Origin of the sequence: Mesonia sp. K4-1 (genome assembly GCF_008017825.1) — a bacterium.
Taxonomy (GTDB): Bacteria; Bacteroidota; Bacteroidia; order Flavobacteriales; family Flavobacteriaceae; genus Mesonia.
Window position 1 is genome coordinate 106184 of the sequence record NZ_VRLS01000026.1, and the last position, 14101, is coordinate 120284.

Below are 14101 nucleotides of genomic sequence, written 5' to 3' on the forward strand. Positions count from 1 at the left end.
CAAACTAATCTTTCTTATATGCAACGCATTTCATTAAGTAAAGTATTTTTATACAGTATCACTTTTTTATTCACTGGAGTAGCTTTTGCTCAAGAAGATGAAGAAGGCGATATCGATACCGAAAGGCTCATTATTGTAAAACCCTATTCGCCTACCGTAAGTGACGCGTTTAAGGTAAAGCAAACCCCAGTAATAAATGACTCTACAGAAAACAAAAAGAAGCAAGTTTCTTACGATATTTTTTCGTTCCCTGTAGCTTCAACTTTTACACCTGCAAAAGGTACAGCTGCTGGAGTTACTAGAAAATCTATGCCACGACTCTATGATAATTATGCTTCTTTAGGCTTTGGTAATTACTCTAACATTGCGGCAGAATTTTACAGCACTATTAACTTAGATAGAGGTAAAGAAGTTTCTATTGGTTTGGTGCATAACTCTTCTCAAGGAGGAATAGATGAAGCTCGTCTAGATGATAAGTTTTATGACACAGGTTTAGAAATTGGTTATAAAGCTCAACAACGTAATTTTACTTGGGGAGTAGATGCTGGTTTTCAGCACCAAGTTTATAACTGGTATGGAATTCCAGATTATTTCCAACCCACAGACATTGAATTAGCAGGAATCGACCCTCAACATTCTTATTATGCTGCGACATTTGGGGCAAATATAGATATGGAACAAGGGATTTTTGATGAAGCTAAGTTTAAATACAGAAGATTTGGTGATAATTTTGGAAGCGGTGAAAACCATGTAAAATGGACTCCGAAGTTAGAATTTCCGGTTGTAGAACAACTTATTGGGACAGAGCTTTCTTTTGACTTTGTGAATGGAAATTTTGATGAAAGCTACGAAAATCTTCCCGTAAGCAATCAATACGGTTTCTTTAATTTAGGTGTAGCGCCAAGCATTCAAATACAAAATGAAGACCTTTCTGTAAACTTAGGAGCTCAGTTGGTGTATTCTATGGATATAGAAAATGAAGACAATAACCTGTATTTGTATCCAAAAGTGACAGGGAGTTACCGTGTAGCGGGAGATTATTTTATCGCTTACGCTGGAGCGGAAGGAGAATTAAAGCAAAATACATATTATGAATTCGTACAAGAAAATCCGTTTGTTTCTCCAACCTTACTAGTAGCACCAACCGATAAGCAATATGATATCTACCTTGGAGGAAAAGGAAAATTTACAGATCAAATAAGTTATAACATCCGCGGAAGCTATAAATCTGAAGTCAATAAACCTATGTTTATTCACAATCCTTATGTAGCGACAGGAAATACTCCAAAGGAAGGCTATGAAAATTTCAATTCATTTGGAGTGGTTTATGATGACGTCACGACGGTTTCTTTTTTTGGAGAACTGCAATTTGCATTAAGTGATGATTTTAATGTGAGACTTAACGGAACTTATAATAACTATAGCGCCGATACACAGGATGAAGTTTGGAACTTACCTGAGTTTGAAGGTTCTTTAGCTTTAGATTATCAAATTACCGAAAAGTGGTTTGCAGGTGCGAGTATGTTTGCCGTAGGAGAACGTAATGTTTATTTAGACTTTCAAGGAGTACAAAGCACTTACCAAACCAAAGGAACAATGGATGCTTACTTAGATGCTAACTTGCGAGTAGGCTATAAATTAAACGACCGACTTTCTTTATTTGCACGTGGGAATAACTTATTAACCGAAAACTACAGACCTTGGTTAGGTTACCCAACACAAGGTTTACAAGTTATGGCAGGAGCTAGTTATCAATTTGATTGGTAGAAATCCTCAACCAACAATTGATTAAAAAATAGTTAAATAGAATATATTGATTTAAAAAGCGTTTGTCAATGGCAAACGCTTTTTATTTTTGTAAAAAATAACTCCATGAAGAAAATATTATTCCTCTTTATATTAATAAGTCTACAAGCTTGTCAAAAGAAGCAACAAGTAGATTTAATTGTTAGAAATGCAAAAGTCTACACCGTAGACGGGAAATTTAATATAGCTAAAGGTTTTGCCGTAAATAATGGGAGAATTATAGAAGTAGCCGATGCAGAAGAATTACAGTTAAAATATAAAGGGAAAGAGGTTTATGATGCTAAAGGACGTACGGTTTATCCTGGGTTTATAGATGCCCATGCACATTTTTACGGTCTAGGTTTACAACTTCAAAAAGTAGATTTAACCAATACCAAAAGTTATGATGAGGTTGTAGAACGTATTATAAAATTTCAAGAAAAGAATCAAGTTAGTTTTATCACGGGAAGAGGATGGGATCAAAACGATTGGGAGGATAAAAATTTCCCCACAAAAGATACTTTAGATAAATTATTTCCTAACACTCCTATTGCAGTTACCCGAATTGACGGTCATGCAATGTTAGTGAATAAAAAAGCTTTAGAACTCGCAGGGATTAATAGATACACTAAAGTGGAAGGTGGAGAAGTAGAATTAAAGCGAGGGAAACTGACAGGAATTTTAATAGATAACCCTATGAGCTTGGTTGAGAATATTATTCCTAAAGCCAGCAAAGAACAAGCAATCAAAGGCTTATTAGATGCTCAAAAAATTGCTTTCAATTTGGGGCTTACAACTATAGATGATGCTGGTTTAAATAGAGAAAGTATAATGCTTATCGATAGTTTGCAAAAATCTGGAGATTTAAAAATGCGTCTCTATGCTATGGTTCAAAATCAAGAAGAGGACTTAGATTATTTCTTGAATAAAGGAATTATGAAAACAGATAGGCTTCATGTTAGATCTGTCAAAGTTTATGCTGATGGTGCTTTAGGATCACGAGGAGCAGCCTTGAAAAAACCATATTCCGATAAGAAAAAACATTTTGGAGCTATGGTGATTGGTATAGATGAGTTTAAAAAATTGGCGGCTAAAATAAGCAATACCGAATATCAAATGAATACGCACGCCATTGGAGATTCTGCCAATTTTGTTGTATTAAGAACTTATGATTCTATTTTAAAACACGAAAATGATAAGCGCTGGAGGGTAGAACACGCCCAGATTATAGACGAAAAAGATTTTAAATACTTTGGCGGAAATATTTTACCATCAGTTCAACCTACACACGCGACGAGCGACATGTATTGGGCCAAAGAACGAATAGGAGAGAAGCGATTAAAAAATGCTTATGCTTATAAAAAGCTTTTGGAACAAACCGGAAAAATTGCTTTGGGAACCGATTTTCCTGTTGAAAAAGTAAGTCCGTTTTTAACTTTTTATGCAGCAGTAGCTAGACAAGATGTTCACCAATATCCTAAAGAAGGATTTCAAAAAGAAAATGCTTTATCTAGAGAAGAGACCTTACGCGGTATGACCATTTGGGCGGCTTACGCTAACTTTGAGGAAAAAGAGAAAGGAAGTATTGAGAAAGGAAAAGTAGCCGATTTTATTGTGTTAGATCAAGATATAATGCAAGTAGATTCAAAATTAATACCCAAAACAAAGGTAATGGCTACTTTTGTGGGTGGAGAACAAGTAAAATAATTTTTTGAATGTCAATTCGGGCGGAGTCGAGAATAATACGGTTTAGAAATTAGTATTTACAGACCTTCCGCCAGAATGAGTTTTTCTATGTTGATGCGAAGTGTGATAAAGAAGTTGGTTTTAAAATTTATCTTCCGCCATTAGCTTGTAAATCGGCAATGCAAGCGGCATCTAAGTTTGGTGTTTCTCCTTGCTCTAGCATTCCAATCATTCCTGAAGCGAATTCCGCTTGAGCGCGCATTAAACAACCTTCTGTAATACAATGCCCGTCAGATTCTGGATCTTTATGGTCGCTTTGTAGCGGTGTCCCCACATCTACAAGTCCTAATAAATGAGCAAATTCATGTTTTAAAACAGTAGTTTCTACATCTACAATAGTAGGTGCTGTTAGACCAGATGTAGTCTCTTGAATGGTTTTTTGATAGATAACCATTGAAGTATTTTGATAAGCGGTACCTAAGGTAAATTGATTTCCTTCATCATTCGCACTATTTCCGTTGGCAAAGAAGACAAAAACTTTGATTGTACTATCATCATTAAATGCCGTTCGGTTATTTGCTTCAATCTCTCTTATTTCTTCAATAGAAAAGGGAGCGTCACTCGGAGCAGCAATCTGTCTCTGAGTTATATTTACATTAGTTTTAAAAGTTCTTGTTTGTATAAAACTTTTTAAATTTTCTAAACTCTGAGCTTGTGGCTGAAAACCATCTGGGTAAACCACCTCAACTTCTAAATTCTGAAAAATATCATTTCCTAATAAATCTTCTGCAGAAGCCCCAAGGTTAAGGTTATTACCAGGAATACCAGAAGGAGAGTCTCCGTTATCATTAGAATCATCTTTGCTACAGCCAACAATTAATAATAAGGTAAACATTAATGAGAGTACGCTAATTTTTTTCATAAATAGATATTTATTTTTTTGAAATATAAGTAGCTCTTCTTCAAATTACAGAGGCTTTAAGATAACTTTAATTCCGCTAAATAATCATAATGTTCTCCTTCTTGAATCAACTTACAAGAGAATCCGTTGCTTTCTGCAGCTAATTGCAGAGAATTGAAATCTACATAGAGCCAATCAAAAATAGCAGAAATTTCATTCTTATATTTGATTTGGTAATTAAGTTCTCCGTAATATTGATTAGGGTCTACCCAAATAGAACCATCTTCTTCTTTATCGAATAAATATTGTAGATCTGATGAATCTAACAAAACTTTACCTTCAGGGTTTAAAATGGTTTTAAGGTGTTGAAAAAATTGAGTGAGATTTTTGAGTTTACCAACAACTCCAATTCCGTTCATAAGCATTAAAATGGTGTCAAACCTTTCTCTTTCTTCAAAGAAATCTTGTACCACAGCATTTTTAATTCCGCGTAAGCGAGCAACTTTTATGGCACCTTGAGAAATGTCAATTGCTTTAACTTCTATTCCTTTTTCTTGTAATGCTAAGGCGTGACTGCCCGCGCAACAACCCACATCTAAAGTTTTTCCTTTACATAATTTTAGTGCCTTTTGCTCTAATGCAGGCATTTCTTTTAGTTGTCTAAAAAGATAATCTGTTGGGATTTCGTCTTCGTCAAAATCTTCTGAGAGAACTTTAATGTTTTCTGAATCATTATGATGATAATAGTCTAATACAGCTTGGCCAAAAATGTCGGGTACAATCAAAGGTAATATTTTTAGATGTTTATATTTGCAGCTATGGATGAGGTTTTAAAAAACTTGCCAAAGCAAGCCAAAGATAAACATAAGGAGAATAAAAAGCTTTTTGCTAAACTTAAAAAAAAGCCACCAAAGCATTTAGATCTTTTAATGCAAGAATTACACGATGATGAATTTGAAAAAACAGATTGTCTTACATGTGCAAATTGTTGTAAAACTACAGGTCCTTTATTTACAAATAAGGATGTGGAGCGTATTTCTAAATTTTTTAAAATGAAACCCCAAGCGTTTATAGATGCTTATTTAAGGGTTGATGAGGAAAATGATTATGTGTTGCAGCAAGTGCCTTGTACATTTTTAGGAGCTGATAATATGTGTTCTATCTATGATGTGAGACCTAAAGCTTGCGCGAAATTTCCTCATACCGATCGCAGGAAATTTCAGCAAATAGCCCATTTAACCTTAAAAAATGTAGCGATTTGTCCTGCGGCTTATAATATTGTGGAAGAAATGAAAAAGCGACTACCTTAATGGTATAATAAATAAGGCTGTCTCATTTTACCATAGTTTTCAATACCTTTTTTCCAATTCGCTTTAATTTTGTTAGAGTCCCAACCTTGTTTAATTTGTTGTTGTAATTTTTTGGTTCCTGCTAGTTTGCTAAAAAACGGAGTAAAGAAATCATTTTTATTTTCTGATTTTTCATAAGCTTCTAACAACCATTTTAATTCAATTGTTGAAAGTAGAGGTTCTTCACTTAAATCTTTACCATAGCAGATTTTTCCTTGATTCTTGGGATGTTTGGCTCCGTCGTTGGGTTGCGGAGTATATTTATAATCAAAATAATTGGAGTCTAAGGTTGGAGATCCAAAAACTTGAAACTGTTTAGAAGTTCCACGTCCTGCATTTACGGGAGTGCCCTCAAAAAAACATAAACTTGGGTAGAGATTAATAGATTGATTGTTGGGTAGGTTAGGTGATGGTTTTATAGGCAATGAATAATGATCTTTTTTAGAGTAGTTTATCATTTTAATGACCATAAGATCACAAATGAGATTGTTTTGTAACCATTTTTCCCCGTTAATCATTTGAGCATATTCTCCAATCGTCATTCCGTGGACGATGGGAATTGGATGCATGCCCACAAAACTTTGGTGTTCTTTTTCTAAAATAGGTCCGTCTATATAATGTCCGTTTGGGTTGGGACGATCTAAAATTAAAACCGTTAAACCTTTTTCTGCAGCAGCTTCCATTACATAATGTAAGGTAGAAATGTAGGTGTAAAATCGAACGCCTACATCTTGAATATCAAAGACTAAAATATCTAAACCTTCCAACTGCTTTTGAGTTGGTTTTTTATTACTTCCGTAAAGAGAAACGATAGAGATTCCCGTTTTTGCATCAAATCCATCCACCACTTTTTCGCCAGCATCGGCTTTTCCTCTGAACCCATGTTCGGGAGAAAAAGCTTTTACGACATCAATATTCAAGGAAACCAAAGAATCTACCAAATGCGTGTAACCTCCATTACCTTTAAATACTACCGATGTTTGATTGCCTACAATGCCTACTTTCTTACCTTTTAAAAGTGGGAGGTAAGCTTCGGTTTGATTGGCGCCTATGATTAATTTATTTTCATTATTGAGGGTTGTGTTAGTTTTTGCTTCCGCGGAAGCGTGAACAGGAGATTTTTTTGATGACGGACTAATGCAAGAAACAATAGCAATGACACCGATAAAAAATGTATTTTTGAAAAAATGTAAAAACATACGAGACTTGAATTTTGAATTCTTTATTTCTAAACGTTTAATAAGCGCTAAAGATTATAAAAGTAGCATATCGGCACCAATTATAAAAATTGCGGTGGCAGCTATTGCGATTGGAGTGATTATGATGTTGGTTTCGGTGGCGACAAGCACAGGTTTACAACAAAAAATTAGAGATAAAATTGCAGCTTTTAATGGCCATATTACGATTGGGAATTTAAATAATAATAATTCTCAAATTTCAATTAAACCCATTTCTTCACAACAAGATTTTTATCCAGACTTTGATGAGGTAGAAGGCATTGATCATATACAGGTAGTAGCTACAAAATACGGAGTGATTAGAACTGAAACCGATTTTGAAGGTATTGTTGTAAAAGGTGTAGGTGCAGATTATCGTTGGGATTATCTAAAAGAGTATTTGGTCGAAGGAAGAATACCTACCTATACGAAAGAAAAAAAATACAGTAAAGAGATCTTACTATCTGCCTATATGGCAAACCGATTGGGATTTGAGTTAAATGATCAGGTTGTGATCTATTTTTTAAATGATGCTAATCAAGAAAGAGCAAGACTTACTGCTTTTGAAATTGTTGGAATTTACGATTCGGGTTTTCAAGAGTTTGACGAAACTTTTTTAATAGCCGATATCACTCAAATTCAGCGTTTAAATAAATGGGGAGAAGATCAAATAGGGAACTTTGAGGTTTTTGTAGATGATTTTAATCAAATTGAAGAAAAAGGAGGAGAAGTAAATGAACATATCAATACATTCTTAGAGGCCAAAACTATACAGCAATCTTATAATTCTATATTTGAATGGTTGTCTTTATTTGATTTTAATGTAGCCTTGATCATAGGTATTATGATAATTGTTTCGGGGATTAATATGATTACAGCTTTATTGGTTCTTATTTTAGAAAGAACCCCTATGATAGGGATGTTAAAAGCTTTGGGAAGTAACGATTGGAGTGTAAGAAAAATATTCTTGTATAATGGAGCATATCTTATTATAAAAGGACTATTCTGGGGGAATTTAATAGGTCTAGGCTTATTGTTTTTGCAAAAATATGGAAAGATCATGAAGCTAAATCCAGAGACCTATTATGTGACCGAAGCACCAGTGAATATTAATTGGGAATATGTGCTTTTAATAAATATAGGAACTTTAGCTTTATGTTTATTAATGCTATTGGTTCCATCATATTTAATTACGAGAATTAGCCCTAGTAGAGCAATTAAGTTTGAGTAAAACCCAGAAAATGACATTAGAAGAAAAAATAAATAACTCTAAAACAACTATTTTTAAAGCTGTTTTCCCTAACACAACCAATCATTATGACACTCTGTTTGGTGGCACTGCAATGCAATTGATGGATGAAACAGCATTCATTACTGCAACAAGATTTAGTAGACAGCCAATGGTAACGGTAAGCAGTGATCGTATAGACTTTAAAAAGCCAATTCCCGCAGGAACAATTGTAGAGCTGGTTGGTCGTGTAACTTACTTAGGCAATACAAGTATTAAAGTACGCGTAGATATTTTTATTGAACAAATGTATGAAGATAGCCGTGAGAAAGCTGTTTCGGGGGAGTTTACATTTGTAGCAATAGATGAAAACAAAAAACCCACTCAAATTTTATAGGTATTTAATTCTTATTACTCTTATCTCTTCAGATAAAAAGAGTTGCTTTAGAAAAAAGCAACTCTTATGAAAGTGAATAAATAGATTGGTGTTTATTCCTTTTAGTCATTGAAAATACTTGATTAAGAAAACTAAATTAAAATTTACACATCTGATTATCAATACCCAATTCAAGGTATGTTTTCTATGGTTATTCAATTTTACTAGTGCAAAATTCTTTCTTACCTTTGCGCATTAAAAAAAATAAAAAATGGATTATAAGGAAAATATATTAGGAACAATTGGGAACACCCCATTGGTTAAAATAAATAAGTTAGCCGAAGAAATTCCTGCCTTGGTTTTAGCTAAATACGAAACTTTTAATCCGGGAAATTCTGTTAAAGATAGAATGGCGGTGAAAATGTTGGAAGATGCAGAAGAGCAAGGGTTAATAAAACCAGGAGGAACAATTATTGAAGGAACTTCAGGAAATACAGGAATGGGGCTTGCTTTAGCAGCAATTGTGAAAGGTTACAAAATGGTTTGCGTTATCGCCGATAAGCAAAGTAAAGAAAAAATAGATATTCTTAGAGCAGTAGGGAGTGAAGTAGTGGTTTGCCCAACTGATGTTGAGCCAGAAGATCCTCGTTCTTATTATTCTACCTCAAAACGATTAGCAGAAGAAACTCCAAACTCTTGGTATGTTAATCAATATGACAACCCTTCTAATGCAAAAGCACATTATGAAAGTACAGGTCCAGAAATTTGGAAACAAACAGATGGTAAAGTTACTCATTTTGTAGTAGGAGTAGGTACAGGAGGAACTATTTCTGGAGTCGGAAAATATTTAAAAGAACAAAATCCCAATGTGAAAGTTTGGGGAATTGATACCTACGGCTCGGTATTTAAAAAATATCACGAGACCGGAGAATTTGATGAAAAAGAAATTTATCCTTATATTACAGAAGGAATTGGAGAAGATATTTTACCTAAAAATGTAGATTTTAGTATCATCGATGGTTTTACCAAAGTAACAGATAAAGATGCTGCAGTATATACTCAAAAACTCTCTAAAGAAGAAGGTATGTTCTTAGGGAATTCTGCTGGAGCAGCAATGAAAGGTCTCTTACAATTAAAAGAGCACTTTACAAAAGATGATGTAGTGGTGGTATTGTTCCATGATCATGGAAGTCGCTATGTTGGTAAAATGTATAACGATGATTGGATGAAATCTCAAGGTTTCATAGACTAAAAAAAAATATAAAAATCCTGCTCTTAAAGCAGGATTTTTTTTGCTATATATTAAAAGAAATAAAATTCACATGAGAAATATATTACTTGTTATCAGTTGTTTAATAGGGTTTTTAATATCTGTTAACGCACAAAATAAGGATTCGTCTGTCTCTAAGGATTTCCGCTTGGAGATAGAATTAAATAATCCATCAAAGACGATAAATGACGCAACAGCTACCATTAAAGTTATAGGAGGTCAACCTCCTTACAAGTATAAATGGTCAAATCAAGAAACCAGCTTAGAGTCAATAAAAGCGAAAGGCTTAATTGAAGGCATGACTTACTCGGTTAAAGTGACTGATACTGATGGACAAACTGTAACCAAAGAATTTGAAATCCCTACAGAATCCATAACAGAATTTTTTAATAGTGGCGTACAACCAGCGGTAAATTTCTTAGGAAGTATTTTGTTTTGGGATCCATTTTCCAGCATAGGGATTTATGATCCTGTAGTATATACAGACTATAAGCAAGTTCCTATTCCAAATTGGGATGCAACGAGTAAAGATGCATATAAATTAACCCAATGGAAATTTGCAGAAAATGATGATGTAAAAGAAGGAGATGAGATTGCTGTAGTTACTAGTGATGGAGGAAAGGAAATAAAAGTTATTTCCCCAGTATCAGGAAAGGTAGGTTATTTGGTAAAAGAAAATCAAGTTATTTATGACCCTAATAGTACCAGCGATGTTGTTGAGCAAGGGGCACACTTTTTAGCTAAAATTAAATATGATACTCCTCAGCCATTACAACATCCTAACGGAGATATCAAAACGAATACCATACCTTTTATCGTGATATGGCTTATTCTAGGAAGCATATTTTTCACCTTTCGATTAGGTTTTGTTAATATTAGCGGGTTTAGACATTCTATATCCTTGGCGAAAGGAAAATATGATGATCCAGATGCTCCAGGTAGTATTACTCACTTTCAGGCGATGGCCACAGCAGTATCAGCAACGGTTGGTTTGGGGAACATTGCAGGAGTAGCGGTAGCCATTTCATTAGGAGGAGCCGGTGCGACATTTTGGATGTTTACGGCAGGTTTTTTCGCGATGTCGTTAAAATTTGTGGAATGTACTTTAGGAGTTAAATATAGAACTATAAACGAAGAAGGTAGAATTTTTGGAGGTCCCATGAACTATCTACGTTACGGTTTAGAGAAGAAAAATTTAAAAGGTTTAGGTAAATTTTTAGCCATTTTATTTGCTGTATTAGGAGTAGTAGCTTCTTTTGGAGGAGGTAATATGTTACAATCTAACCAAGCATTTAAAATAGTCTCAGAACAAATACCTTTTCTACAGGGTCATGGTTTTTGGTTCGGAGTAGGATTTGCCGTGTTAGTTGGAGCTGTTATTCTTGGCGGAATTAACAGTATTGCTAAAGTAACAGGTAAAGTAGTGCCATTTATGGCAGCTGTATATATTATAGGTTGTCTTATTGTTATTGGTTTTAATATTGAAAATATAGGTAATGCCTTTTCAGCAATATTTAATGGTGCTTTTTCGGCGACAGCACTTAAAGGAGGTTTTGTTGGGGTTTTAATAGTTGGTTTACAACGAGCAGCATTTTCTAGTGAAGCTGGTGTGGGGTCTGCAGCAATTGCTCACAGTGCAACTAAAACTAATAATCCTATCGCAGATGGATTTACTTCCCTAGTAGAACCTTTCATTGATACCATGGTAGTGTGTACGATGACTGCTTTGGTTCTTATATTCACAGGGATGCACGAAGTAGATGGTTTAGGAGGCGTAGAATTAACCTCAGATGCATTTGGAAGCGTAATTTCTTGGTTTCCTGCAGTATTGGCTTTTGCGGTCTTTTTATTCGCATTTTCAACGATGGTTTCTTGGTCTTATTACGGGATGCGTTCTTGGACTTATCTTTTTGGAAAGAGTAAAAAATCTGAAGTTATTTATAAAGTAATGTTTTTAATATTTGTAGTACTAGGAGCGTCGGCGAGTTTAGGAGCGGTGTTAAGCTTTTCTGATATGATGATTCTAGCCATGTCATTCCCAAATATTATAGGATTATATATTTTATCATCAGAAGTAAGAGCAGACATGAAAGCTTATTTAAAGAAACTTAAAGCAGGAAAGCTTTTTATAAATCCAAAATTTAGAGATTCGTAGTTTTTGTATATAAGAAATTTAAAGCCCTTTAGAGTTTATCTTTAAAGGGTTTTTTCGTTTCTAATTATAATTCCGCTTTAGCGAAAATATCCAGATTAAAAAAAATGAATTAACTTTAAAGATATTCGTTTACTATGGGGTTAAAAAAAATATTTATCATCATTTCGGTTCTGAGTTTATTCGGCTGCAGGGTTAGTCAACAAAAACCGGCTACCAAAGATAATCTTAACTATTTAGCATTGGGTGATTCTTATACAATAGGAGAAAGTGTAGAAGAAGATGATAGATGGCCCGTACAATTGGTTAAAGAATTAAAAGAGGACAATTTTTCATTTAACCCACCAAAAATTATTGCCCAAACAGGTTGGAGAACAGATGATTTGCATCAAGCAATGAAAGATGAACCAGCTAAGGCGCAATACGATTTAGTTTCGGTATTAATTGGAGTAAATAATCAATATCAAAATAAAGAACTAGAACAATATAAGAAAGAGCTTAAGAGGATTTTAGAGAATGCTATTTTGTATGCTAAAAGAGGAAATGAAAGCGTATTTATGCTTAGTATTCCCAATTACGGAGTAACGCCTTTTGGGTTAACTTCGGGAAAAGAAAATATTGGAGAAGAGTTGAAAGAGTATGATAAAATAGCTCAAGAAATTTGTGCAAGTTTAGAGATTCCATTTTATAACATTACAGATATTTCGCTTGAAGCGGAAACAAATAAAACTTTAGTGGCTGACGATGGTTTACATCCTAGCGAAAAAATGTATCGTCGATGGGTGGTTAGAATTTTGCCTCAGGTAAAAGATTTACTTAATAATTAAAAGATGAAAGAAGGCTTTTTACATTATTTGTGGAAATTTAAAAAGTTTGATGTTTTAAATTTAGTTACTACCGATGGTCAAAAAGTAGAAATCTTAAATTGTGGCACTCACAATACTCAAAATTCTGGTCCAGATTTTTTTAATGCAAAACTTCAAATAGGTAATCAAACGTGGGCGGGGAATGTTGAGATACATCTAAAATCTAGTGATTGGTATGCGCATCAGCATCAAAAAGATCTAGCTTATGACAATGTGATTTTACACGTGGTATGGGAAGATGATGTTGAGGTATTTAGAAAAGATAATACGGTTATAGCTACTTTAAAACTTAGTGATTTCGCTTCCGCGGAAGCGTTAAAAAACTATAGAAAATTGCTTGAAAGGCAGGATAATAAATGGATTAATTGTGAAAAGGACTTAAAATCTGTTTCGTCCTTTACCGTAGAAAACTGGATAGAGCGATTGTATATAGAGCGTCTTCAAGAAAAATCTATAGCGATTGAAAATGCTCTGAAAAAATCTAAAAATGATTGGGAAGCCGTGTGTTTTCAATTACTAGCAAAAAATTTTGGATTAAATATTAATGGAGTGCCCTTTTTTAAAATGGCATCAATAATTCCTTTTTCAATAATTAGAAAAACCAATAAAGTAGAAATTTTGGAAGCATTGTTTTATGGGCTATTAAATATGATCCCTAAAGATGATGGTGATGTATACACTATAAAACTAAGACAAGATTTTGATTATTTACAGAAGAAATATCTGCTTGATTTTCATTTTGAGCAAGTGGAATATTTTAGGTTAAGGCCTCCTAACTTTCCCACAATTAGATTATCACAATTGGCTACATTATATGCAAATACTCCCCAGATTTTTATGCAATTAATGGAAGCTAGATCAAGAGGAGAAATTCATAAACTATTAAAAGTAGAAGTTTCAAACTACTGGAAAACCCATTTTACTTTTGGAAAAGAAAGTAAGCGAAGCACTAAAGTGTTATCTTCAAGCTTTATAGATTTACTAATTATAAATACGATTGTTCCTCTTAAATTTCATTATAAAAAATTAAAAGGAGATTTAGATTTAGAAGATTGTTTATCTCTCTTAAAAGAACTTCCAAAAGAGCAAAACTCTATAATTCAATCCTTTAATGTGATAAGGCCAAAAATAGCTATATCTGCATTAGAATCTCAGGCATTACTTCATTTAAAACCTAATTACTGTGATAAAAATAGGTGTTTACAATGCGAAATAGGCTTAAGTTTATTAAAAAAGAAGGTGTAGTTTTCTATTCTGTGAAGAATTTATCA

General features: G+C 33.8%; 12 protein-coding genes. 9 read left to right on the forward strand and 3 right to left on the reverse strand.

The features are described from left to right. Window positions 1–18 precede the first annotated feature (18 nt). The gene (locus FT986_RS04745) at window positions 19–1767 is read left to right on the forward strand and encodes a TonB-dependent receptor (RefSeq protein WP_147864089.1); all 1749 of its coding nucleotides are present in this window, start codon (window positions 19–21) and stop codon (window positions 1765–1767) included. 105 nt (window positions 1768–1872) lie between these two features. Next, on the forward strand, window positions 1873–3492 hold the full coding sequence (locus FT986_RS04750) for an amidohydrolase (RefSeq protein ID WP_147864090.1): 1620 nt from the start codon (window positions 1873–1875) through the stop codon (window positions 3490–3492). Window positions 3493–3619: 127 nt separating this feature from the next. Here FT986_RS04750 and FT986_RS04755 read toward each other — a convergent pair whose 3' ends face one another. After that, entirely contained in the window at window positions 3620–4393 is a 774-nt protein-coding gene (locus FT986_RS04755) for a hypothetical protein (protein WP_147864091.1), read from the reverse strand. Window positions 4394–4449: 56 nt separating this feature from the next. Further along, complete coding sequence (locus FT986_RS04760; RefSeq protein WP_370451121.1) at window positions 4450–5157, reverse strand: class I SAM-dependent methyltransferase; 708 nt, start codon at window positions 5155–5157, stop codon at window positions 4450–4452. Window positions 5158–5190: 33 nt separating this feature from the next. Between FT986_RS04760 and FT986_RS04765 the strand changes: the two genes are divergently transcribed. Next, window positions 5191–5682 carry a YkgJ family cysteine cluster protein gene (locus tag FT986_RS04765; RefSeq protein ID WP_147864132.1) on the forward strand — a complete coding sequence of 164 codons (492 nt, stop codon included), beginning with the start codon at window positions 5191–5193 and terminating at the stop codon, window positions 5680–5682. Here the strand turns inward: FT986_RS04765 and FT986_RS04770 are convergent. Beyond that, entirely contained in the window at window positions 5679–6920 is a 1242-nt protein-coding gene (locus FT986_RS04770) for an exo-beta-N-acetylmuramidase NamZ domain-containing protein (RefSeq protein ID WP_147864092.1), read from the reverse strand. The two genes, FT986_RS04765 and FT986_RS04770, sit on opposite strands and share 4 nt — an antisense overlap. 7 nt (window positions 6921–6927) lie before the next feature. On the opposite strand from FT986_RS04770, the gene FT986_RS04775 reads away from it, so the two are divergent. The 6 genes from FT986_RS04775 (at window position 6928) to FT986_RS04800 (ending at window position 14075) form a co-directional block, all read left to right on the forward strand. Then, entirely contained in the window at window positions 6928–8169 is a 1242-nt protein-coding gene (locus FT986_RS04775) for an FtsX-like permease family protein (protein WP_147864133.1), read from the forward strand. Window positions 8170–8179: 10 nt separating this feature from the next. Beyond that, window positions 8180–8563, forward strand: coding sequence for an acyl-CoA thioesterase (locus tag FT986_RS04780; protein ID WP_147864093.1), 384 nt, complete (start codon window positions 8180–8182; stop codon window positions 8561–8563). Window positions 8564–8813: 250 nt separating this feature from the next. Further along, entirely contained in the window at window positions 8814–9794 is a 981-nt protein-coding gene (locus FT986_RS04785) for a PLP-dependent cysteine synthase family protein (RefSeq protein WP_147864094.1), read from the forward strand. A gap of 70 nt (window positions 9795–9864) precedes the next feature. Then, the gene (locus FT986_RS04790) at window positions 9865–11967 is read left to right on the forward strand and encodes an alanine/glycine:cation symporter family protein (RefSeq protein ID WP_147864095.1); all 2103 of its coding nucleotides are present in this window, start codon (window positions 9865–9867) and stop codon (window positions 11965–11967) included. Window positions 11968–12101: 134 nt separating this feature from the next. Continuing rightward, the gene (locus FT986_RS04795; RefSeq protein ID WP_147864096.1) at window positions 12102–12791 is read left to right on the forward strand and encodes an SGNH/GDSL hydrolase family protein; all 690 of its coding nucleotides are present in this window, start codon (window positions 12102–12104) and stop codon (window positions 12789–12791) included. Window positions 12792–12794: 3 nt separating this feature from the next. Continuing rightward, window positions 12795–14075 carry a DUF2851 family protein gene (locus FT986_RS04800; RefSeq protein WP_147864097.1) on the forward strand — a complete coding sequence of 427 codons (1281 nt, stop codon included), beginning with the start codon at window positions 12795–12797 and terminating at the stop codon, window positions 14073–14075. The last annotated feature ends 26 nt before the right edge of the window (window positions 14076–14101 follow it).

Excerpts from the sequence above, each read along its gene's own strand:
- FT986_RS04745 (WP_147864089.1), top strand. The coding sequence starts at position 19 with ATGCAACGCATTTCATTAAGTAAAGTATTTTTATACAGTATCACTTTT.
- FT986_RS04750 (WP_147864090.1), top strand. The coding sequence starts at position 1,873 with ATGAAGAAAATATTATTCCTCTTTATATTAATAAGTCTACAAGCTTGT.
- FT986_RS04755 (WP_147864091.1), bottom strand. The coding sequence starts at position 4,393 with ATGAAAAAAATTAGCGTACTCTCATTAATGTTTACCTTATTATTAATT.
- FT986_RS04765 (WP_147864132.1), top strand. The coding sequence starts at position 5,191 with ATGGATGAGGTTTTAAAAAACTTGCCAAAGCAAGCCAAAGATAAACAT.
- FT986_RS04770 (WP_147864092.1), bottom strand. The coding sequence starts at position 6,920 with ATGTTTTTACATTTTTTCAAAAATACATTTTTTATCGGTGTCATTGCT.
- FT986_RS04780 (WP_147864093.1), top strand. The coding sequence starts at position 8,180 with ATGACATTAGAAGAAAAAATAAATAACTCTAAAACAACTATTTTTAAA.
- FT986_RS04785 (WP_147864094.1), top strand. The coding sequence starts at position 8,814 with ATGGATTATAAGGAAAATATATTAGGAACAATTGGGAACACCCCATTG.
- FT986_RS04790 (WP_147864095.1), top strand. The coding sequence starts at position 9,865 with ATGAGAAATATATTACTTGTTATCAGTTGTTTAATAGGGTTTTTAATA.
- FT986_RS04795 (WP_147864096.1), top strand. The coding sequence starts at position 12,102 with ATGGGGTTAAAAAAAATATTTATCATCATTTCGGTTCTGAGTTTATTC.
- FT986_RS04800 (WP_147864097.1), top strand. The coding sequence starts at position 12,795 with ATGAAAGAAGGCTTTTTACATTATTTGTGGAAATTTAAAAAGTTTGAT.